Source organism: Cupriavidus sp. PB-02, assembly GCF_058252315.1.
The window spans coordinates 304257-325840 of the sequence record NZ_CM177694.1 but is presented as its reverse complement, the minus strand read 5'-3'; the positions used below and the strand labels follow the sequence as shown (position 1 = coordinate 325840).

The following is a 21584-nucleotide window of genomic DNA, read 5'->3' as shown; positions in this document are numbered from 1 at the left end:
TCCCTTAAGGCTTGCGCGGCGGCAGCGGGATGCGCTCGTTCTCGTCTCCCGGCACCCGTGGGAACTGGTCATCCTCCCAGCGCCTGGCGGCGGCCTCGATCGCTTCCTTGCTGCTCGCGACGAAATTCCAGTAGATAAAGCGGCGGCCGTCGGTCGGATCGCCGCCCAGCAGCATCACGCGCGACGGCGCCGTGGCCAGCAGCGTGGCGCTCTGGCCGGGCGTCAGCACCACCATGTGTTCCGCCGGCAGCGGCTCGCCGTCCAGCGTGACGGCGCCGTCCACCGGGTAGATGCCACGCTGGGCATGCTCGGCCGGGATTTCCACGCTGGCGCCCGCGTCCAGTTCGATCGCCACATACAGCGTGCGGCTGAACACCTTGACGGGCGAGGTCTTGCCGAATGCATCGCCGGCGATCACGGTCATGCGCACGCCGGGCCGCTCGATGCGTGGCAGGGTCTCGGCCGGATGGTGGAAGAACGACGGCTCGTCGGTTTCATGCGATTGCGGCAGCGCCACCCAGGTCTGGATGCCGTGCAGCCGCGCGCCCGCCGCGCGCACATGGTCCGGCGAACGCTCGGAGTGCACGATGCCGTGGCCGGCGGTCATCCAGTTGACGTCGCCCGGACGGATCGCCTGCTCGCTGCCCAGGCTGTCGCGGTGGATGATCTCGCCCTCGAACATATAGGTAACGGTGGCCAGGCCGATATGCGGATGGGGGCGCACATCGGCTCCCTCCCCGGGCGGCAGTTGCACCGGCCCCATATGGTCGAAGAAAATAAACGGCCCTACCGTCTGGGTTGCCGCTGCAGGCAGCAGCCGCCGTACGGTGAAATCGCCCAGGTCGCGCACATGCGGCTTGAGCAAGTGTTCGATAGCAGACATAACTTCTCCGGTGGAATAAGAGAGGCTCGCAAGCATGCCAGCGTGGCGCCGCTTGCGTCGAGTGTAGCCGCTGGTGCAACAAATCATTCCACCAGCGGGCAGAACCGGCGGGGCACGCTTTGCTCTAATACTGAGTGCGCCCTGCTGCGAGTATCCCCGACGACGCTTGATTGCGAAATAGCTATCCAATATGCTATGACAATCGTCGGGAACTATCGCAACAGTCAGGACTCCAATTAGCACTCACCCGGCCTGAGTGCTAAGATGCGTTGCAGTGCCGCCGCCCATCCCAAGAGAAGGTGCGCGGCGCACCGGCAACCGAACCGCCGGATGCGAAAGGAGCCATTGAGTGAACGCAGTCTTGTCTGCTGACCAAAATCTGACCCCCAGCCGTCTGCCGACGGCCCCGAAGCACGGGGGTAGCCTGGCGCTGACCTTCCCGGCCACGCTGGGCAATCTCGACAGCTATATCCAGGCTGTCCACCGAATTCCGCTGTTGACCGCGGAGGAAGAGCAGCGCCTGGCGCGCGAACTCCGCGACCACGATTCCGTTGACGCGGCCCGCCGCCTGGTGATGTCCCACCTGCGCCTGGTCGTGTCGATCGCCCGCCAGTACCTGGGCTACGGCCTGCCGCACGCCGACCTGATCCAGGAAGGCAATATCGGCCTGATGAAGGCGGTCAAGCGCTTCGACCCCGACCAGGGCGTGCGCCTGGTGTCGTACGCGATGCACTGGATCAAGGCCGAAATCCACGAGTACGTGCTGAAGAACTGGCGCATGGTCAAGGTGGCGACCACCAAGGCCCAGCGCAAGCTGTTCTTCAACCTGCGCAGCCACAAGCAGGGCTCGCACACGTTCACGCCGGAGCAGGTCGAGGCGGTGGCGCGCGAGCTGAACGTCAAGCCCGAAGAAGTGATGGAGATGGAAACCCGCCTGTCGGGCGGCGACCTGGCGCTGGAAGGCCAGATCGACGACGGCGAGGAGGAATTCGCCCCCATCGCCTACCTGGCGGACAACCATAACGAGCCCACGCGCGTGATGGAAGCCAAGCGCCACGACCGCATGCAGGTCGAAGGCCTGGAAGAAGCGCTGGCCAAGCTGGACGAGCGCAGCCGCCGCATCATCGAGGCGCGCTGGCTGAACGTCGAGGACGACGGCTCGGGCGGCGCCACGCTGCATGAGCTGGCCGCCGAGTTCGGCGTCTCGGCCGAGCGCATCCGCCAGATCGAGGCCGCGGCAATGAAGAAGATGAAGGGCGCGCTGCAGGCCTTTGCCTGATCCCGCTGCCCCGCCAGAAGCAAAAAGGCCGGTCCACTGGACCGGCCTTTTTGTTTGCCTGCTGGGCGCGGCTGCGGCGTTATGCCGCACCCCGGGGCATCAGGACAGCAGCTGTTTCAGGTCGTGCGCGATCGGTTCCGGGCCCTGGCCGTGGCGGATAAACAGGCGCAGGCGGCCATCCGGGTCGAATACATAGCTGCCGGCGGAATGATCCACCGTGTAGTTGTTCGGCGACGAGCCCGGCACCTTGGCGTAGAACACCTTGAAGTCCTTGGTCACCTTCTGCAACGCGGCTTCGTCGGCCGGGCGCAGGCCCAGGAAGCGCGGATCGAAGGCAGGCACGTACTGGGCCAGCAGCGCCTGCGTGTCGCGCTCCGGGTCGACCGTCACGAACAGCACCTGCACGCGGTCGGCGTCTGGGCCCATCTTCTCCATCACGGCCTTGAGCTCGGCCATGGTGGTCGGGCACACGTCCGGGCAATGGGTGTAGCCGAAGAACATCACCACCGCCTTGCCTTTGAAGTCGGCGATATGGCGCACCTTGCCGGTATGGTCGGTCAGCGAGAAGTCCTTGCCGAAGTCGGCGGCACCGCTGATGTCGACATTGCGGAACGATGCCTTCTGCTGCCCGCAGGCGGCCACGGCCAGCGCAAGCACGGCCAGCAGGGAGAAGCGGCGGAAGGCGGAAAACAGGCCGGAGGCAGGACTGGGGCGGGGCATGCGGCGGGAACCGGTCAGGGGGTGGGAGGGAACCAGCGGCGCCGGAGGCGCGCGGCGACAGCTTGCAGTATCGCCGATCGCACCGCCGCGCTGCGCCGGCCGCGACAAGATGACGCAGCCGAGCAGCCAGTTGGCGCAGGTCAGACCTGCGGAACGAACTTGAAGTAGTGATCGACCAGCAACGCCGCGAACAGCAGCGACAGGTACAGGATCGAGAAGCGGAAGGTGCGCTGCGCCAGTTCGTCCGAGTAGTTGCGGTACATCTTCCAGGCGTAGGCCAGGAAGCCGGCGCCCAGCGCCAGCGCGGCCGCCAGGTAGATGTAGCCGCTCATGCCGTAGACGAACGGCAGCAGCGTCGCGGCGATCATGACCAGCGTGTACAGCAGGATATGCAGCAGCGTGTAGCGCTCACCGTGCGTGATCGGCAGCATCGGCAGGCCAGACTTGGCGTAATCGGCGCGGCGGTACAGCGCCAGCGCCCAGAAGTGCGGCGGCGTCCAGGTGAAGATGATCAGCACCAGGAACCAGGCCTCGGCCGGCACCTCGCCTGCCACCGCGGCCCAGCCCAGCGCCGGCGGCATCGCCCCGGACAGCCCGCCGATCACGATGTTCTGCGGCGTGGCCGGCTTGAGCAGGATGGTGTAGACCACCGCGTAGCCCAGGAAGGTAGCGAAGGTCAGCCACATGGTCAGGTCGTTGGCGAACTCGTGCAGCAGCCACATGCCCGCGCCGCCGAGGATGGCGGAGAACACCAGCGTCTGCGGCGTTGTGATCTCGCCGGTGGCGGACGGGCGCCAGGCCGTGCGGCGCATCAGCGCATCGATCTTCTGCTCGACCAGGCAATTGATGGCAAACGCGGCGCCGGCCAGCAGCCAGATGCCGGCGGCACCGCCGATCAGCACGCGCCACGGCACCATGCCAGGCGTGGCCAGGAACATGCCGATGATGGCGCAGAACACCGCCAGCTGCGTCACGCGGGGCTTGGTCAGGGCGGCATATTGGCGGGCAAGGTGCCGTATCCGGCTCAGCTTGCCCAGTGAATGGGTATGTGTAGCGGTAACCACGGAAGGGGTCTTGTCTTTCATGTGGCGCGGGCGGCGTTCGGCACGGGGGCAGGAGCGCGGGCGGCCCGGGTCGCGAGCCCTATATTGTAGTGGAGGCGGACGAGCAGCAGCAGGAGCACCGCCGCCCCGCCGTTGTGCGCGACCGCGGCCACCAGGGGCCAGTCGAACACGATATTGGACATCCCGGTCGCCAGTTGCAGCACCAGCGTGCCGAGCAGCCAGCCGGCGGCGCGGTCCAGCCCTTCGAGCCGGCGCGCGCGCAGCCCGAACCACGCCAGGTAGCCGAGCACGATAAAAGCGAAGCCGCGGTGCACCCAGTGGATCGCCACCAGCGCCGCGTGCGGGATGTAGTCGCCGTCGGCGGTCATGCCCAGCTGGCGCCACAGCGTGAAGCCGTGCGCGAAGTCCATCTCCGGCACCAGCTGGCCGTTGCACAGCGGGAAGTCGGTGCAGGCCAGCACCGCGTAGTTGGTGCTGACCCAGCCGCCCAGGAAGATCTGGATCACCAGCAGCAGCAGGCCGATGCGCACCGGCCATCGCAGCCGCGCGGCCTGCGGCGCGACCGGGTGCGGCGGATCGTTGCGCGAGCCCAGCCAGATCAACGCCGCCAGCAGGCTCATGCCCAGCATCAGGTGCGTGACCACGATGATCGGCTGCAGCTTCATGGTCACGGTAAAGGCGCCGAACGCGCCCTGCACACACACCAGCAGCAGCACGCCGGTGGCGAACCACGGCGACTGCTTCAGCTCGCGCCGCTTGACCCACGCCAACACCATCAGCGCGATGATCAGCACGCCGACCGCCATGGCGAAATAGCGGTGGATCATCTCGATCCACGCCTTCACCAGCGTCACCGGTCCGCTGGGCAGCGCGGTCTCGGCCGCGCGGATCGGCTCCATCGCCGAGTGCGGGTTGGAGTGGCCGTAGCAGCCGGGCCAGTCCGGGCAGCCCAGGCCGGAGTCGGTCAGCCGCGTGAAGCTGCCGAACATGATCAGGTCCAGCGTCAGGAATGCGGTGATCCAGACCAGCTTGCGGTATTTGTTGCGATCGCCCTTGACCAGCACGTAGCACAGGGGCAGCAGCGCGATCAGGATGCCGATAATGGCCAGTTGCAGCAGCATGCCGTCTCCCTCAACCGATGCGCGAGACCTTGAGCAGCTTCTTCAGGTCGCCGCTCATCTTCTTGGGGTCCGGGTCCTGCGGGAAGCGCATCATCAGGTTGCCGAGCGGGTCGACCAGGAAGATCGTGTCCTCGGCGCGCTTTCCGGTCTCGGCCGGCAGCCACTGCTGCGCGGCCTGGCGGTCGATGCGCAGGAAGCGCACGCCGGCATAGGGCTCGTTGTAGGCGGCGCTGAGGCGTTCGTCGACCTTGCCCTCGTCGGTGATCAGCCACACCGGCACGATGCGCTCGCGGTCCTGCCCCTGGCCGGCGCGTATCTGGCGGATGGTAAAGAGCTTTTTGGCGCAGGCCTCGTCGCAGGCCGACGGATCGGAAGTCACCAGCAGCCATTTGCCGCGGAACTGCTCCAGCGGCACGGCCTGACCGCGCTCGTCGGTGACGCGCACCGGCGGCATTGGCCGCTGCGGGTCGACCAGCGCGCCGTAGTTGGTGGCGCCACCGCGCGGCTTGATGACGTAGTAGGTGAAATACGAGGCAATCACCGGCGAGGCGCACACCAGCAGCAGCATCAGCATCTGGAAGCGGCCGCGGCGCGTGCGCGCGTCGATGCGGGGATCCGGCGGCGTAGCCGTGACGGCCGGAGCCGGAGCGGAGTCTTGCTGTGCCATGGGTACGTCTGTCCTTTGTTTCGGCAAGCGCACGCCCCGGAGAAGGCGCGTGCGGTCAGTTCATTCGGTTCGGGGTGTGGTCGAGCCCGCCGCCGGCCGGCGCGCGCGGCGCCAGCCGAATACGACCACCAGCACCACCGTCAGCACGGCCAGCCCGAACCACTGGAAGGCGTAGCCGTAGTGCCGGTCTGCGCCCAGGTCGGCCGGGGCCCAGTCGCGCGCCAGACCGTCGCCGGTATCGCTGCGCTGCTCGACCACCAGCGGATGCAGAGCCAGTCCGGTTTCGGCGGCATACGCCGCAATTTCCACGTTCTGGCGGATCTTGCTGCCGGCCTCGGCGCTGGCCGGCTGGCCCAGGCTATAGACCCGCGGCACGGCCGCCAATGCCGTGCCCTCGATGGTCACCTCCCCCTCGGGCGTCGGGAACGGCGCGATCCGGGTGCGGTCCTGCGCGTCGCGCGGCAGCCAGCCGCGTAGCACCAGCACCGCTTGCATGGCGCCCCGATCACTTGCAGGGGCGTTGATGCGCAGCGGCGTCAGCACCAGGAAGCCGGCGCGGCTGTCGCTGCCATTGCCGTGGGGGCGATTATCCAGCAATACGGTGCGCGCTGTGTCGAAACGCCCCGTCACGCGCACGGTGCGGTCCGTCACAACTTGTGACAGCGGCGCCGGGCCCAGCACCACCGGCGGCTGTGCCGCCAGCGCCTGCAGCCGCGCGGCGCGGCCTTCTTTCTCATGCGCGCGATTGAGCTGCCAGTTGCCGAGCGCGCAGGTGATGGCGACCACCACCAGCGCGGCGGCCAGTGGCAGCGGGCTGAAGATACGGCGTGCCGTCATCGCCCGGTCATGCCCGTCAGCGCCGCGCGCGCGAGGCCGGTGCGATAATGGGCGCTTCCGATGCCCATCGCGGCTACCCCAACGAGACCGCGGCCCGATCCGCAGCCAACCTGCCCCGCCATGCGCTTTGTCATCATCGTCGCCTTTGTCCTGATCATTGCCAGCCTGGCTTCCGCCCTGTTCTTCATGATGCGCGACCGCGGCAAGACGCCCAACATGATGCGCTCGCTGATGCTGCGCGTGGGCTTTTCGGTGGCGCTGTTCCTGTTCATCCTGTTCTCGAACTGGATGGGCTGGATCCACAGCACGGGCATCCGCATGACGCCCTGAAACACCCGGGACGCAAAAGACAAACGCCGCAGGCTGGTCGACCCCCTGCGGCGTTTCTCTTTTACGTCGGCGCCGGCGGCCCCGGTCGGGGCCCTGCCGGCGGGTACAGCAGCGTAACTTACAGCCAGTACACCACGACGTAGAGCAACAGCCACACCACGTCAACGAAGTGCCAGTACCAGGCTGCGCCTTCGAACGCGAAGTGGTTCTCCGGCGTGAAATGGCCCTTGAGCACGCGGCCCAGCACCACCGCCAGCATGATCGCGCCCATGGTCACGTGGAAGCCGTGGAAGCCGGTCAGCAGGAAAAAGGTCGAACCGTAGATGCCCGAGGTCAGCTTCAGGTTCAGATCGCCGTAGGCGTGCATGTACTCGTACACCTGCAGGCACATGAAGATCGCGCCCAGCAGGATGGTCAGCACCATGCCCTGGATCAGCTGGCTGCGCTTGCCGGCCAGCAGCGCGTGGTGCGCCCAGGTCAGCGTCACGCCGGACATCAGCAGCAGCGCGGTGTTGATGGTCGGGATCGGCCACGGACCCATGGTCTGGAACGACTCCACCACGCCGGCCGGCCCGAGGTTGGGCCACACCGCGGCAAAGTCGGGCCACAGGATCTTGTTGTTCAGGTCGCCCAGCCACGGCATGGCAATGGCGCGGGCGTAGAACAGCGCGCCGAAGAAGGCGGCAAAGAACATCACTTCGGAGAAGATGAACCAGCCCATCGACCAGCGGAACGACAAGTCGATGTTCTTGCCGTACAGGCCGCCTTCGGACTCGCTGATGGCGTCGCCGAACCAGCTCTTGAGCACGAACAGAAACCACAGCAGGCCGAAGCCGCACACGTACGGCGCCCAGGGCTGCCCGTTTACCCAACCGGAGGCGCCCGCGCCCGTCAGCAGCAGGCCGAAGCTCGCCGTGATCGGGTGGCGCGACGGGCCCGGTATGAAGTAGTACGGAGCGTTTGCGCGATTCGCACTCATTCTTTTATCTCCAGCTCAGAGTCTTTGATTCGGTATTCGTTATCCGCGCTTCGGCGCTCCGGGCCGCCCGCCTCCTCTGGGCCGGCCGCGCCGCTGCGGCTGTTTTTTTCTGCGACTGCCTGCGACTGCTTTTGTTGTCTACCCTTCCTGCCCTGCTACCCCGCCGCCTGGCTCACCACCATGCGCACGATGACGACCAGCACCGCGATGAAGATGGCCGCCGCGATCACCCCGGCGATGACTACGTGCACCGGGTTCAGCCTGGCCATGTCGCGCTCGTGCTCCGCGCCCTTGCGCAGGCCGATGAACGACCACAGCACCGCGCGCATGGTCTGCGCGAACGACATCTTGCGCTTGACCGCGTCCTTCATCTCATCCATCGCCCGTCCTCCGCAACGCCGGCATGCCGCGCCGGCCGGCTTCAGATGCCCTTGCCTGCCGGCGCCGGCTGCGGCGCCAGCAGGCCCTCGGGCGCCTGCGCCACCGGCGTGCCCACCTCGAAGAAGGTGTACGACAGCGTAATGTTCTTCACATCCTTGGGCAGCGCGGGATCGATCACGAACACCACCGGCATCTCGCGCGCCTCTTTTGCCTTGAGCGTCTGCTGCTTGAAGCAGAAGCACTCCAGCTTCATGAAATACTGGGTCGCCTGCTTGGGCGCGTAGCTCGGGATCGCCTGCGCCGAGATATCGCGCGGCTGCCCGTTGGCAACTTCATAGACGATCGTCGCCATCTCGCCAGGATGCACTTCCATGCTGTTCTTCACCGGCCGGAAGGCGAAAGGCCCGCGCGCATTGGAGTCGAACTCCACCGTGATGGTGCGGCTCTTGTCGACCTGCGTGTTCTTCACCGCGCCGTGCAGCTCGCGCGTGGTGATCACGTTGATGCCGGTGATCTCGCAGATCTTCTTGTACAGCGGCACCAGCGCATAGCCGAAGCCGAACATCACGGCCACGATCACGACCAGCCGCAGCATCATGCCGCGGTTGAACCGCTTGTCTGCTTCCCTGCCCTGCTGGTCGATGCTCATCTCGCTATCCTGCAGCTACCCGGCCACTTCAGCCAAGGAACACCATCTTGGCGAAGAACCCCAAAAAGAAAACCACCACGATCGACAGCAGGATCAGGCCAAGGCGCCGGTTGGCGGCTTTCTGGTCCGGGTGTGATGGGTTTTTGTCTGGAGCCTGCATCATTTGCTTACCTGCTGGCGCGGGAGGCGGACGCTGCCACCTCCCGCTGCCTGATTACGCTGGTGCCGCTTCAGCGGACCTGCGGGGGCACTTCAAAGGTGTGGAACGGCGCCGGCGACGGCACGGTCCACTCCAGGCCCTCGGCACCTTCCCACGGCTTGTCCGCGGCCTTCTCGCCGCCACGGTACGACGGCAGCACCACGAAGAAGAAGAAATACACCTGCATCAGGCCGAAGCCCAGCGCACCGAGCGACGCGATCGCGTTGAAATCCGCGAACTGGGTCGGGTAGTCGGCATAGCGGCGCGGCATGCCGGCCAGGCCCAGGAAGTGCATCGGGAAGAAGGTCACGTTGAAGAAGATCAGCGAACCCCAGAAGTGGATCTGGCCGCGGGTCTCGTTGTACATGAACCCGCTCCACTTCGGACCCCAGTAGTAGAAGCCCGCGAACAGCGCGAACAGCGAGCCGGCCACCAGCACATAGTGGAAGTGCGCCACGATGAAGTAGGTGTCCTGCAGCTGGATGTCGATCGGAGCCACCGCCGGCATCAGGCCGGTGAAGCCGCCGATGGTGAACACGAAGATAAAGCCGATCGCGAACAGCATCGGGGTCTCGAACGTCATCGAGCCACGCCACATGGTGGCGATCCAGTTGAAGATCTTCACGGCCGTCGGCACCGCGATCAGCATGGTCGCGTACATGAAGAACAGCTGGCCGGTCACCGGCATGCCGGTCGTGAACATGTGGTGGGCCCACACGATAAACGACAGGATGGCGATCGAGGCGGTGGCGTACACCATCGAGCTGTAGCCGAACAGGCGCTTGCGCGAGAACGCCGGCACCACGTGCGAGACGATCCCGAACGCCGGCAGGATCATGATGTAAACCTCGGGGTGGCCGAAGAACCAGAAGATATGCTGGTACATCACCGGGTCGCCGCCGCCGGCGGCCGAGAAGAAGCTCGTGCCGAAGTGGCGGTCGGTCAGCACCATGGTGATGGCGCCGGCCAGCACGGGCATCACGGCGATCAGCAGGTAGGCGGTGATCAGCCAGGTCCAGCAGAACATCGGCATCCTCATCAGCGTCATGCCGGGGGCACGCATGTTGAGGATGGTCACGATGATGTTGATCGAGCCCATGATCGACGACGCGCCCATGATGTGCATGGCGAAGATGGCCATGTCCATGCCCGGGCCCATCTGCACCGACAGCGGCGCGTACAGGGTCCAGCCGGCGGCGGTGGCGCCGCCCGGGGCGAAGAACGAGCCGGCCAGCAGCAGCGCGGCGGGCGGCAGCAGCCAGAAGCTGAAGTTGTTCATGCGCGCGAACGCCATGTCGGACGCGCCGACCTGCAGCGGGATCATCCAGTTCGCAAAGCCCACGAAGGCCGGCATGATCGCGCCGAACACCATCACCAGCCCGTGCATGGTGGTGAACTGGTTGAACAGCTCGGGGCGGAAGAACTGCAGGCCGGGCTCGAACAGCTCCAGGCGGATCAGCAGCGCCAGCACGCCACCGGACAGCAGCATGATGAACGAGAACAGCAGGTACAGCGTGCCGATGTCCTTGTGGTTGGTGGCGAACAGCCAGCGGCGCCAGCCATGCGGGTGATCGTGCGCGTGGTCGTCATGCGCATGATCGTGCGGATGGGCGAGCGCGTCCGGGGTAGCAGTACTCATCGCAAATGCTCCTCTAATCCTGTTCTGTCTTCAGCGGGTCAGCCCGCGACGCGGTCGCCCGCGAGGCTGGCCTGCTTGTCTGCAGGCTTGGCTTCGGCCTTGGGAGCCACGCCGCCTGCCGCGCCGCCGCCTTCCGGGAACTTGCCCGCGCGGGCACCCACGAAGTCGCTCGGCTGGATCACTTCACCCGTCTTGTTGCTCCAGGCGTTGCGTGTATAGGTCATCACCGTGGCCAGCTCTGTATCCGAGAGCTGCTTCCACGAGGGCATGCCGCCCTTGCCTTCGAGCAGGATGTGCATCTGGCCGGCCTTGGGGCCGTTGACCAGCTTGGCGCCGTCCAGCGCCGGGAACGCGCCGCCGCCCTTGCCGTTGGGCTGGTGGCAGACCGCGCAGTTGGCGGCGTAGATCTTCTCGCCGCGCACCTTCGACTCGTCCAGCGTCCAGGTCTTGTTGGGGTCGTCGGCCTTGGCCGCCAGCTCCTTCTTCTTGCCGTCGACCCACTTGGTGTAGTCGGCGTCGGAGACCACGCGCACCACGATCGGCATGAAGGCGTGCTCCTTGCCGCACAGCTCGGCGCACTGGCCGCGGTACACGCCGACCTTCTCAGCCTTGAACCAGGTGTCGCGCACAAAGCCCGGGATCGCATCCTGCTTGACACCGAAGGCCGGGACCATCCAGGCGTGGATCACGTCGTTGGCGGTGGTGACGATGCGGATCTTCTTGTTGACCGGCACGACCAGCTCGTTGTCCACCTCCATCAGGTAGGTGTTGGACTTGGGCTGCTCGTTGTTGATCTGCTCGCGCGGGGTGGTCAGGGTCGACACGAAGGAAATGCCTTCGCCCTGGCCCTTCAGGTAGTCATAGCCCCACTTCCACTGGTAGCCGGTGGCCTTGATGGTGATGTCGGAGTTGGTGGTGTCCTTCATCGCCACCACGGTCTTGGTGGCCGGCAGGGCCATCGCGATCACGATCAGGAACGGGACGATGGTCCAGACCACTTCCACCGTGATGCTCTCGTGGAAGGAAGCCGGCTTGGAGCCCTTGGCCTTGCGGTGCGTGAAGATGGAATAGAACATCACGGCGAACACCGCGACGAAGATCACCGTGCAGATGATCAGCATCATCCAGTTCAGCCAGTGAATCTGTTCGGCGATCTTGGTAACCGGCTCGGTCAGGTTGAGCTGGCGCACGGCGGGGCCGCCCGGCATGTCGCTCACCGCGGACGCCGCCTGGCTGGCAAGCAGGGACACACCTGCCAGACAAACTGCGGATGCCTTCTTCCACATTTTCATTTGTTATCTACCCAATTTACAGATTCAGATCTGTCCCCGCCTCCGCCCCCGCCGCCTCCTCAGAGGCGACGCAGGACCGCTGCGAGCTCCTGCGCGAACTTGCGTCGCCGGTACGGGTCCACGTAACACCCCACCTGTACCTCACGCCCGCCCGAGCGCAGCGTCACCAGCGCGCGGAACGATTCACCCAGTTCGACCCGCACCCAGCGCGGGTTGAATTCCTGGCGCGTCACCTTTGTGCCGCTGGCTGTCTCCACGACCAGCATGCCGTCGGTAATGCTGACGCGCTCATAGTCTGTCGCATGGCGCGCATACACCAGCAGCGCGATCCCCAGCCCGATCAGCTCGATGCTGGCAAACGGCAGCACGAGCCAGGACCCTTGCCACGCGAAAAACAACGCGATGGCAAGCGAAACCGTGAGGATCGAGAGGTAAAACCAGCCGACCTGGCGTGGAGACAGCGAGCAATTTCGCTTCATCAGCCAGTCGTGGGGCGCGGGGAGAGGTCCGTCGAGATTTCCGCCGGAGTCACCACCTGCCGTCTGGAGTGCGATACCCAAGTCTTGCATCGCCAACCACTCTGCATCGGATGCACACCCGGGACGATGGCGCCCGGGTTGCACAGTGCGGGTGCAATACCAGGACGTTCTTGTGCCAGGGGACCACTGCGACAAACTGGCGCATTATAGGGCGCTTCCCCTACACGGACAAGGGCGCACCTTGACCGGAAGGCTTGCGCCCCGCTTGATTCTGTGCATGCACAAACGCCCCGCGATCTCCCTGCACGCCGCGCTAGCGCTCACTCTGCGGCAATCTGTCGCACGCGCAAGTTAACTCTGTTTTAACCTGCCTTGCGCGGCCTTGCACGGCCGATCTGGTCCAGCGGCACCACGGCGCGGCCCTGCTCGTCCAGCGCCTGGCCGCCGCGCGGCGCCAGCTTCCACGCATGGCCGTAGACGATCTCGAAGGTCAGCGGGATCACGCCATCGGCGTTGCGCCGGCGCTCCAGCGCCTGGGTCAGCGCCTGGTACCAGCTGCGGCCGCGCAGGCCCTGCGACAACGCGCCCGCCGGGCCGCGCAGGCCGCCGAAGGCCTGCACCTCGCGCAGCAGCGTGGCGGGCGACTCGTAGGTCACGGTCAGCGTTTCCATGTCCATCACCGGCGTGGACCAGCCGCTGTGCACCAGCATGTCGCCGATATCGTGCATGTCGACAAAGCGCAACGTATGGGGCGCGTCGTCGACTTCGGCAAAGGCCGCGCGCAGCTCCTTGAGCGTATCCGGGCCGAACAGCGAGAACAGCACCAGCCCCTCGTCGCGCGTGACGCGGTGCCACTCCGGGAACACACGGTGCGGCTCCGGATGCCAGTGCAGCGCCAGGTTGGACCACAGCAGGTCGAAGCTCGCGGGCGCAAAAGGCAGTGTGGCAAGATCGCCCTGGACCAGGTCGAACAGGGGCCGCTTGCCTAGCATGCGCCCAAGCCAGCCCGGACGGCGCTGCGGGTCGCGCTGGCCGGCTTCGGCCAGCATCGCGCCGGAAATATCGAGCCCCGCGATCTGCGCATCGGGAAAGCGCGCGCGCAGCCCCGCCAGGCCCTGGCCGTGGCCGCAGCCGATATCCAGCGCACGCTGCGGCGCCAGGCGGATCCCCTCCATGCGCTCCTGCATGCGGCGGCCGATCTCGCCCAGCAGGAAGTCCAGCTGGCCGAAGCCGCGGCTGCGCCGGTCAAAGGCGAGCCGGGTCAGGCGCGCGGGCGGCAGGAAAGCATCGGGGGATTCAGCGGCATGCAGGGACACGGACAGACAGGGCAGCAAGAAGACCAGGAAGCGGCACAGGTGCAGGCACGGGCGCCGGGCGAACGCGGCCGCCTTGCCCGATGGGCCGCGGCCGGACGGCAAGTATACGCGCGCGCCGCGCTGGCCGCCCGGAGCGCGCTGGCCGGCGCCGGCCCGGCGCTGCTGCCGAGCGCCTGCGCGCTGTGCGGCGCGGTGCAGCGCGACGTGGTGTGCGCGCCCTGCGCCGGCGACCTGCTGCGGCCGGTGCGGCGCTGCCCCGCTTGCGCGCTGGCGCTGGGGCGCCATTTCAGCTGCCCGGCGTGCGCCGCGATGCCGCCCGCGTTCGACCACGCCTGCACGCTGGGCGACTATGCCTCGCCGCAGGACCAGCTGGTGCTGGCGCTCAAGTTTGGCCAGGCGCTGCCGCTGGCGGGCTGGCTGGCGGCCCGGCTCGCGGCCGGGCTGCCGGCGGCGTGGCCCAGCGCCCGGCTTGGGCCGCCCGACCTGGTTGCACCCATTCCGCTGTCGCCACAGCGCCTCGCCGCGCGCGGCTTCAACCAGGCCTGGGAGATCGCGCGGCCGCTGGCGCGCGGTCTTGGCCTGCGCGCCGATCCGGTGCTGCTGCAGCGCAAGCGGGGTACCGGCAGCCAACGTGCGCTGGACCTGGCGGCACGGCAGGTGAACCTGCGCGATGCGTTCCGGCTGGCGCGTCCCGCACGGCTGGACGGGCTGCATGTGGCGCTGGTCGACGATGTCATGACTTCCGGCACCACCTTGCACGAAGCGGCCCGCGTGCTCAAAGCGCACGGCGCTGCCCACGTCAGCGTAATCGTGGCGCTGCGCACGCCATAGGGCCGGGATGACAGTGAGCGGTGCGCGCGGTAAGCTGCGCACCGTTCTGACGAAGGGCGGCACCCGGCGCCCGAGATACCCCCCGCATCATGTTCAACGTCGTCCTGGTCGAACCGGAAATCCCACCCAACACCGGCAATGTGATCCGCCTGTGCGCCAACACCGGTGCACAGCTGCATCTGATCAAACCGTTGGGATTTCCGCTGGAAGACGCGCGCATGCGCCGCGCCGGGCTGGATTACCACGAGTACGCCACCATGCGTGTGCACGACAGCTGGGACGCGCTGATGGCCAGCGAACAGCCAGATCCCACGCGCATGTTCGCGCTGACCACGCGCGGCTCGACACCGTTCGGCCAGGTGGAATTCCGGCCGGGCGACTGGTTCGTGTTCGGTTCCGAGACGCGCGGCCTGTCACCCGAGCGGCGCGAGTGGTTCCCGCCGGCGCAACGCATAAGGCTGCCGATGCGGCCCGACAACCGCAGCCTGAACCTGTCAAATACGGTCGCGGTGGTGGTGTTTGAAGCGTGGCGGCAGAATGGGTTCGCGGGCGGAAGCTGAACGCCGCCGCACCGTTTATTCCGGCTGCACCCCGGCCGCCCGGATCACCTTGTCCCAGCGCGCCTTTTCGCTCGCCATGGTCTGGCGCAGCGACGCCGGCGCGGTGCCGGCCGGCACGAAATACTGCGCGCGCATCTTGTCGCGCACGTCGGCGCTGCCGATGATCGCCACCAGTTCGCGGTAGAGCCGGTCGATCACTGGCTGCGGCGTGCCCGCCGGTGCCAGCACTGCCTGCCACGAAATCGCTTCGAAACCCGGATAGCCGGATTCCGCCACCGTCGGCACCGACGGCAGCACCGCGGTGCGGCCCGTAGTGGTCACGGCCAGCACGCGCAGCTTGCCGGCATTGACCTGCGGCATCGCGATCGCCGGCACCATGAAGCCCGCCTGCACCTGCCCCCCTACCATCGCGGTGGTGACCTGCGGGAAGCCGGGATACGGCACGTGCTGCAGCTCGATGCCCGCCATCGCCTTGAGCTGCTCCATCGCCAGGTGCGAGGCGCTGCCATTGCCGGGCGAGCCATAGTTCAGTTCGCCCGGTTTCGACCGGGCCAGGGCGACGAATTCACGCAGGTTGTGGACCGGCAGGCGTGCGTCGACCACCAGCACGTTGGGCGAGGTCGCCACCAGCGTCACCGGCGCGAGCTGGCGGAACGGATCGTAGTTCAGGTTGCGCGACAGCGTCGGCGCGGTGACCAGCGGGCCGTTGATGGTGAACACCAGCGTGTAGCCATCGGGCGTGGCGCGCGCCACCATGCCGGTGCCGATATTGCCGCCGGCGCCAGGGCGGTTTTCCACGACCACCGGCTGGCCCAGCGCAGTCGCAAGCTTCTCGGTCACGATCCGCGCGATCAGGTCGGGCGACGAGCCCGGCGGGAACGGCACCACCATGCGGATGGGCCGGGCGGGCCAGGGTTGGGCGAGCACGCTGGCGGAAGCGCCGGCAGCGCAGGCAGCGGCAAGCGCGATCAGCACGTGTCGGCGGGTAGGCATGCGGGAAGTATCGTCAGGAAGGTTGGGTCGCGCGCGCTGTCACTCGTCGCGCGCGTCGCGCTGGAGCAGCTGCGCCACCGCGTCGGCGGCGCTCAGCCCGTCGAACAGCACCGCGCACACCGCGCGGGCGATCGGCATCTCGACACCGTTCGCGGCGGCAAGCTCGGCCACCGCCTGCGCGCAACGCACGCCCTCGGCCACATGGCCCAGTTCGGCCAGGATCTGGTCCAGGCTCTGCCCCGCCGCCAGTTGCTGCCCCACCTTGCGGTTGCGCGACAGGTCGCCGGTGGCGGTCAGGATCAGGTCGCCGACGCCAGCCAGGCCCATGAAGGTCTCGACCCGCCCGCCCAGCGCCAGGCCCAGCCGCGTCATCTCGGCCAGCCCGCGCGTCACCAGCGCGGCGCGCGCGTTCAGGCCCAGGCCCAGCCCGTCGCTGGCGCCGGTGGCGATCGCCAGCACGTTCTTGACCGCGCCGCCCACTTCCACGCCGGTCAGGTCGTCGCTGCCGTAGATGCGCATGGCGTGGTGGTGGAAGGCCGCCTGCGCGCGCTCGGCCAGCGACGGCACGCTGCCCGCCACCGTCAGCGCGCACGGCAGGCCCTGCGCCACTTCGCGGGCGAAGCTCGGGCCGGTCAGCACGCCGTAGTCGAAGCCATCGGTGCGCCCGGCGGTGTCCAGCTCGGCGCGCACCATCTGGTGCGGCAGCAGGTGCGTGCCGGACTCGAAGCCCTTGCACAGCCACAGCATCGTCACCGGCCGCGCGCTGCGCGTGGCGAGCCGGCGCGTCATCTCGCGCAGGCCCGACACCGGCGTGGCCACCACCACGATGCCGTCCGGATCGTCCGCGGCATGCGCCACCGCAAGCTCGAAATCCGCCTGCACCGCGAGCCGCTCGGACAACGTCACGCCCGGCAGGTAGGCAGCATTCTCGCGCGTGGCGGCGATGGTGGCGAGCTGGGCGGGGTCACGCCCCCACAGCACCACGTCATTGGTGGCCGCGGCATGGCTGGCGAGGGCGGTGCCCCAGGCACCGGCACCAAGGAAGGTCAGTTTCATGGGAGCTCGCACGGAGGATGGGCGCAGTCGATAGTAGTCCCGGAGCCCAAAAGGCGAAACGGGGCCGCAGCCCCGTTCCGATGCATGACTCCGGACGCCGGAATCAGTGGCGAGCCTGGCTGCCGTCGGGCATCACGATGCCGCTGCTGCCGCCTTCGGCACCCTGGGCTTCTTCCATGGCCGCCTGCAGGCGTTGCTCGTACAGCGCCTGGAAGTTGATTTCCGACAGGTGGATGGCCTGGAAGCCGGCGCGGGTGATCACGTCGGCGATATTGCTGCGCAGGTACGGATACAGGATGGTCGGGCAGGCGATGCCCAGCAGCGGGTCGAGCTGCTCCACCGGCACGTTGCGGATATCGAAGATGCCGGCCTGGTGCGCTTCCACCAGGAAGGCGACCTTGTCCTGCACCTTGGTCGTCACGGTGCCAGTCACCACCACCTCGAAGATGCCTTCCTGCAGCTGCGAAGCGCCGACGTTGACCTGCACTTCCACCGACGGGGCTTCCGATTCCAGGAAGATGCCCGGCGAGTTGGGCTGCTCCAGCGACATGTCCTTCAGGTAGACGCGCTGGATATTGAAGAAGGGTTGATCGTCCTGCTGGGTGTTTTGCTGGTCGCTCATGAAAGGCTTCCGGGAAGATGGGCGTTGGGCGCGGCGGCGGCAGCCCCTGATGGGTGCAGGGCTGGCCGGTGCCCGGTTGGAAAACGCATATGGTACATGACGCGGGTGGCGATTTCACCCGCGCCGGGACAAAGCCGGCCCGGAATCAGACGGTTCCGAGCGAGCAGCAGTCGCGGGGCGCTCAGGCAGCCAGCAGCGGCACCAGGCCACCCTGGCGGTCCAGCGCCGACAGGTCGTCGAAGCCGCCCACGTGGGTATCGTCGATGTAGATCTGCGGTACGGTGCGGCGGCCGGTGCGAGACATCATCTCTTCGCGCTTGCCGGGTTCGCGGTCGATCAGGATCTTCTCGATTGCTTCCACGCCGCGGGACTTCAGCAGGCGTTCAGCCATAACGCAAAACGGACACACCACGGTGCTGTACATGACGACGCGGGCCATGCGGGTTCTCCTTGAATGCAATGCGGCGCGCGCACCGGCTTTGGGCCGGGCGGCGCACGGTGTAACGGAATACGGGCCGGAGTTGCCGGGATTACTTCACCAGCGGCAGACCTGCCTGCTGCCAGGCGGCGATGCCGCCCTCGAGCGCGTAGATCTCACTGTAACCGGCTTCCTTCAGCGCTGCCTGGGCCTTGCCCGAGCGCTGGCCGGTCTGGCATACGACGATGATTGGGGCCGACTTGTCCTTTGCAAGGCCGGCCGCGCGCGAGGCCAGCTCGGCAAGCGGGGCGCTTTTGGCCTGCGGCAGGTGACCCTTGGCATACTCGGCGGGCTCGCGGATGTCGACCACCACCGCCCCGCGCTTGTTGATCAGCTGGGTGGCGGCGGCCGTATTGACGGTCTTGCCGCCGGTGCTGCGCGAGATCGCGGGCCAGGCCAGCAGGCCGCCCGAGACCACGGCTAGGGCGATCAGGGCAAGGTTGTTATAGTCGGCAAAGAAATTCACGTTGGCATTCCGGTAGGTTGGGTCGGCGGCATTATAAAATACGCGGTTTGGCGTCCGGGGCCTGCCGCTGCATGGCCAGCCGCCATTGTCGCCTGCCTGAGACATGGAGTTCACATTAGAAAGCCATGAGCTCACTCGGGGTGACGGCGCGGACGCACGCACAGGTTATCTACTCTCTGGAAGCAGCAGCATGTACAAGCTCGTCCTTATCCGCCACGGCGAATCCACGTGGAACCTTGAAAACCGCTTCACCGGCTGGGTCGACGTCGACCTGACCGAAACCGGCGCGGCCCAGGCCAACCTGGCCGGCAAGCTGCTCAAGGATGCCGGCTTCAGCTTCGATATCGCCTACACCTCGGTGCTCAAGCGCGCCATCCGCACGCTGTGGCACGTGCAGGACGAAATGGACCTGATGTGGATCCCGCTGCGCAACGAATGGCGCCTGAACGAGCGCCACTACGGCGCGCTGGCCGGCCTGAACAAGGCCGAAACCGCGGCCAAGTTCGGCGACGAGCAGGTGCTGGTGTGGCGCCGCAGCTATGACACCCCGCCGCCCGCGCTGGAGCCGACCGATCCGCGCGCCTCGTTCAATGATCCGCGCTACGCCAATGTGCCGCGCAACGAGATCCCGCTGACCGAATGCCTGAAGGACACGGTCGCGCGCGTGCTGCCGCTGTGGAACGAATCCATCGCCCCCGACATCCAATCCGGCAAGCGTGTGGTCATTGCCGCGCACGGCAACAGTATCCGCGCGCTGGTAAAGTACCTGGACCAGATCTCGGATGACGAAATCGTCGGACTCAACATTCCCAACGGCACCCCCCTCGTGTACGAGCTGGACGCCGACCTGCACCCCCTGCGCCACTACTACCTGGGCGACCAGGAAGCCATCGCCGCCTCGCTGGCGGCCGTGGCCAACCAGGGCAAGGCACGCTGAAGCTGGTCCGGGCGGCCCCCACAGGCGCATGTGTACGCGCATGTGCGGCCGCCCACCCTGAACCGGGGCACGGCAGGCCCCGTTCTACGCTCGGACTTATACTGTCGGACAAACCGCCCAGCGCCGGGCGGCCGCAGCCGGCATAATCCCCACACGTACACTCCGTACACCAAGTACACGTTCAGGCAGCCCTCATGCGCAAGACGCTCAAGAACATCAGCCTAGTCTCTGTCGGCCTCGTCGCCGGCGTGCTCGCCACGCTGCAGATCTCGGCGACCGCCCAGAATTCATCGGGGCCCTTGCCGCTGGACCAGCTGCGGCTGATGGCCGATATTTTCGGGCAGATCAAGCGCGAGTACGTGGAGCCGGTCGATGACAAGAAGCTGCTGACCGAAGCCATCAAGGGCATGGTCGCCAGCCTCGACCCGCACTCGTCCTATCTCGACGAGAAAGACTTCAAGGAACTGCAGGAAGGCACGCGCGGCCGCTTTGCCGGCCTCGGCATCGAGATCTCGCAGGAAGAAGGCCTGGTCAAGGTGATCAACCCGATCGAGGACACGCCGGCGTTCCGCGCCGGCATCCAGCCGGGCGACCTGATCACCCGTATCGACGACAAACCCGTGCGCGGCCTGCCGCTTGAGCAAGCGGTCAAGCGCATGCGCGGCGAGCCCGGCACCAAGGTCACGCTGACCATCTACCGCAAGAGCGAGGAACGCACCTTCCCGGTCTCGATCACGCGCGCCGAGATCCGCGTGCAGTCGGTCAAGGCCAAGATGCTCGACAACAATATCGGCTGGATTCGCCTCACCAGCTTCCAGGAACGCACCGTCTCCGACCTGGCCCGCAAGCTGGCCGAGATGGCGCAGAAGAACCCGAACATGAAGGGGCTGATCCTGGACCTGCGCAACAACGGCGGCGGCGTACTGCAGGGCGCGGTCGGCGTGGCCGCGGCCTTCCTGCCGAACGACGCCACGGTGGTGTCGACCAACGGCCAGGTGCCCGATGCCAAGCGCGTCTACAAGGCGGCGTACAACAACTACCGCCTGTCCTCGCTGGAAGACGATCCGCTCAAGGACCTGCCCGCGATCTACAAGAAGATCCCGATGGTGGTGCTGACCAACGCCTACTCGGCCTCGGCTTCCGAGATCGTGGCGGGCGCGCTGCAGGACCATCACCGCGCGCAGATCATGGGCAAGACCACCTTCGGCAAGGGCTCGGTGCAGACCGTGCGTCCGCTCACCAACGACACCGGCATCAAGCTGACCATCGCGTACTACTACACGCCGAGCGGCAAGTCGATCCAGGCCAAGGGCATTCGCCCGGACATCCCGGTCGACCAGAACCCCGAAGGCGATCCGGACGACGCGCTGATCACGCGGGAGATCGATACCGAGCGCCACCTGCACAACAAGCAGGAATCGGAAGAGCCGGAAATGACCGAACGCGAGCAGCGCCGGGTGGAAGAACTGCGCCGCCTGGAAGAAGAGAACGCGAAGAAGACGCCGGAAGAGCGCGAGAAGGAACGCCGCAAGAAGCCGGTGGAATTCGGCTCGGCCGACGACTTCATGCTGCAGCAAGCCGTGGCCCAGCTCAATGGCCAGCCGGTCAAGCGCTCCAAGTCGCGACTGGAAACCAATCCGCCGGCCGACAACGGCAAGGCAGCCAAGCCCTCGGGCAAGAGCGGCGCCAAGGGTGCCAGCGCCCCGGCCGCCAAGCCGGCCGCTCCGCCCCCCGGCAAGCAGCCGCCAGCCAGCGCGCCGATCGGCGAGCCGCTGGGTACGCCGACGGGCAAGGCGCCCTGAGGCC

Annotated in this window: 25 protein-coding genes; 6 read left to right on the top strand and 19 right to left on the bottom strand. The window is 66.9% G+C overall.

Annotation, left to right across the window (positions count from 1 at the left end; translation table 11 throughout):
* Positions 1-4: 4 nt before the first annotated feature.
* The gene (locus AC10V3_RS01625) at positions 5-883 is read right to left on the bottom strand and encodes a pirin family protein (RefSeq protein ID WP_022533429.1); all 879 of its coding nucleotides are present in this window, start codon (positions 881-883) and stop codon (positions 5-7) included.
* 349 nt (positions 884-1232) lie between these two features.
* Between AC10V3_RS01625 and rpoH the strand changes: the two genes are divergently transcribed.
* Positions 1233-2162, top strand: a complete 930-nt coding sequence (rpoH, locus tag AC10V3_RS01620; protein ID WP_022533428.1) for an RNA polymerase sigma factor RpoH — start codon at positions 1233-1235, stop codon at positions 2160-2162.
* Positions 2163-2261: 99 nt separating this feature from the next.
* On the opposite strand, the gene AC10V3_RS01615 is transcribed toward rpoH, so the two are convergent.
* The 5 genes from AC10V3_RS01615 to AC10V3_RS01595 all read right to left on the bottom strand — a co-directional run bounded on the left by AC10V3_RS01615 (position 2262) and on the right by AC10V3_RS01595 (position 6571).
* On the bottom strand, positions 2262-2882 hold the full coding sequence (locus AC10V3_RS01615) for an SCO family protein (protein ID WP_041681223.1): 621 nt from the start codon (positions 2880-2882) through the stop codon (positions 2262-2264).
* 140 nt (positions 2883-3022) lie between these two features.
* Positions 3023-3967 (bottom strand): heme o synthase, encoded by a 945-nt coding sequence (cyoE, locus tag AC10V3_RS01610; RefSeq protein WP_022533426.1) that lies wholly within the window; start codon positions 3965-3967, stop codon positions 3023-3025.
* A complete protein-coding gene (locus AC10V3_RS01605; protein ID WP_022533425.1) occupies positions 3964-5067 on the bottom strand; it encodes a COX15/CtaA family protein in 1104 nt (367 codons plus the stop codon). The genes cyoE and AC10V3_RS01605 overlap by 4 nt, the downstream gene beginning before the upstream one ends.
* 10 nt (positions 5068-5077) lie before the next feature.
* Positions 5078-5734 carry an SCO family protein gene (locus tag AC10V3_RS01600; protein WP_022533424.1) on the bottom strand — a complete coding sequence of 219 codons (657 nt, stop codon included), beginning with the start codon at positions 5732-5734 and terminating at the stop codon, positions 5078-5080.
* A gap of 60 nt (positions 5735-5794) precedes the next feature.
* Complete coding sequence (locus AC10V3_RS01595) at positions 5795-6571, bottom strand: SURF1 family protein (RefSeq protein WP_022533423.1); 777 nt, start codon at positions 6569-6571, stop codon at positions 5795-5797.
* Between the two features lie 120 nt (positions 6572-6691).
* Between AC10V3_RS01595 and AC10V3_RS01590 the strand changes: the two genes are divergently transcribed.
* A complete protein-coding gene (locus AC10V3_RS01590; protein WP_022533422.1) occupies positions 6692-6901 on the top strand; it encodes a twin transmembrane helix small protein in 210 nt (69 codons plus the stop codon).
* A 118-nt stretch (positions 6902-7019) separates the two neighbouring features.
* Here the strand turns inward: AC10V3_RS01590 and AC10V3_RS01585 are convergent, their stop codons facing one another.
* From AC10V3_RS01585 to AC10V3_RS01550, 8 genes are all read right to left on the bottom strand, one after another.
* A complete protein-coding gene (locus AC10V3_RS01585) occupies positions 7020-7880 on the bottom strand; it encodes a cytochrome c oxidase subunit 3 (protein ID WP_022533421.1) in 861 nt (286 codons plus the stop codon).
* A 155-nt stretch (positions 7881-8035) separates the two neighbouring features.
* A complete protein-coding gene (locus tag AC10V3_RS01580) occupies positions 8036-8260 on the bottom strand; it encodes a DUF2970 domain-containing protein (RefSeq protein ID WP_022533420.1) in 225 nt (74 codons plus the stop codon).
* Between the two features lie 41 nt (positions 8261-8301).
* Positions 8302-8910: a cytochrome c oxidase assembly protein gene (locus tag AC10V3_RS01575; protein ID WP_349605433.1), complete on the bottom strand. Its 609-nt coding sequence runs from the start codon at positions 8908-8910 to the stop codon at positions 8302-8304.
* Between the two features lie 28 nt (positions 8911-8938).
* Positions 8939-9070, bottom strand: a complete 132-nt coding sequence (locus tag AC10V3_RS01570) for a cytochrome oxidase small assembly protein (RefSeq protein ID WP_230626368.1) — start codon at positions 9068-9070, stop codon at positions 8939-8941.
* Between the two features lie 70 nt (positions 9071-9140).
* Entirely contained in the window at positions 9141-10748 is a 1608-nt protein-coding gene (gene ctaD, locus AC10V3_RS01565; protein ID WP_022533417.1) for a cytochrome c oxidase subunit I, read from the bottom strand.
* A gap of 38 nt (positions 10749-10786) precedes the next feature.
* Positions 10787-12040, bottom strand: a complete 1254-nt coding sequence (coxB, locus tag AC10V3_RS01560) for a cytochrome c oxidase subunit II (RefSeq protein WP_022533416.1) — start codon at positions 12038-12040, stop codon at positions 10787-10789.
* Between the two features lie 59 nt (positions 12041-12099).
* On the bottom strand, positions 12100-12609 hold the full coding sequence (locus AC10V3_RS01555; protein WP_022533415.1) for a DUF2244 domain-containing protein: 510 nt from the start codon (positions 12607-12609) through the stop codon (positions 12100-12102).
* A gap of 272 nt (positions 12610-12881) precedes the next feature.
* A complete protein-coding gene (locus tag AC10V3_RS01550; protein WP_490922996.1) occupies positions 12882-13835 on the bottom strand; it encodes a methyltransferase domain-containing protein in 954 nt (317 codons plus the stop codon).
* Between AC10V3_RS01550 and AC10V3_RS01545 the strand changes: the two genes are divergently transcribed.
* Both AC10V3_RS01545 and trmL read left to right on the top strand, forming a co-directional pair.
* Complete coding sequence (locus AC10V3_RS01545; RefSeq protein ID WP_490922994.1) at positions 13824-14666, top strand: ComF family protein; 843 nt, start codon at positions 13824-13826, stop codon at positions 14664-14666. The two genes, AC10V3_RS01550 and AC10V3_RS01545, sit on opposite strands and share 12 nt — an antisense overlap.
* 89 nt (positions 14667-14755) lie before the next feature.
* On the top strand, positions 14756-15226 hold the full coding sequence (gene trmL, locus AC10V3_RS01540) for a tRNA (uridine(34)/cytosine(34)/5-carboxymethylaminomethyluridine(34)-2'-O)-methyltransferase TrmL (RefSeq protein ID WP_022533412.1): 471 nt from the start codon (positions 14756-14758) through the stop codon (positions 15224-15226).
* Positions 15227-15241: 15 nt separating this feature from the next.
* On the opposite strand, the gene AC10V3_RS01535 is transcribed toward trmL, so the two are convergent.
* The 5 genes from AC10V3_RS01535 to AC10V3_RS01515 all read right to left on the bottom strand — a co-directional run bounded on the left by AC10V3_RS01535 (position 15242) and on the right by AC10V3_RS01515 (position 18841).
* The gene (locus AC10V3_RS01535) at positions 15242-16219 is read right to left on the bottom strand and encodes a Bug family tripartite tricarboxylate transporter substrate binding protein (protein WP_022533411.1); all 978 of its coding nucleotides are present in this window, start codon (positions 16217-16219) and stop codon (positions 15242-15244) included.
* A 39-nt stretch (positions 16220-16258) separates the two neighbouring features.
* On the bottom strand, positions 16259-17275 hold the full coding sequence (locus tag AC10V3_RS01530) for an NAD(P)H-dependent glycerol-3-phosphate dehydrogenase (RefSeq protein ID WP_041680929.1): 1017 nt from the start codon (positions 17273-17275) through the stop codon (positions 16259-16261).
* Between the two features lie 103 nt (positions 17276-17378).
* Complete coding sequence (gene secB / locus AC10V3_RS01525; protein ID WP_022533409.1) at positions 17379-17897, bottom strand: protein-export chaperone SecB; 519 nt, start codon at positions 17895-17897, stop codon at positions 17379-17381.
* 181 nt (positions 17898-18078) lie between these two features.
* A complete protein-coding gene (gene grxC, locus AC10V3_RS01520) occupies positions 18079-18336 on the bottom strand; it encodes a glutaredoxin 3 (RefSeq protein WP_022533408.1) in 258 nt (85 codons plus the stop codon).
* Between the two features lie 91 nt (positions 18337-18427).
* Positions 18428-18841 (bottom strand): rhodanese-like domain-containing protein, encoded by a 414-nt coding sequence (locus tag AC10V3_RS01515; RefSeq protein WP_022533407.1) that lies wholly within the window; start codon positions 18839-18841, stop codon positions 18428-18430.
* Positions 18842-19031: 190 nt separating this feature from the next.
* Between AC10V3_RS01515 and gpmA the strand changes: the two genes are divergently transcribed.
* Entirely contained in the window at positions 19032-19778 is a 747-nt protein-coding gene (gpmA, locus tag AC10V3_RS01510; RefSeq protein ID WP_490922992.1) for a 2,3-diphosphoglycerate-dependent phosphoglycerate mutase, read from the top strand.
* 194 nt (positions 19779-19972) lie between these two features.
* Positions 19973-21580, top strand: coding sequence for a S41 family peptidase (locus tag AC10V3_RS01505; protein WP_022533405.1), 1608 nt, complete (start codon positions 19973-19975; stop codon positions 21578-21580).
* Positions 21581-21584: the final 4 nt, after the last annotated feature.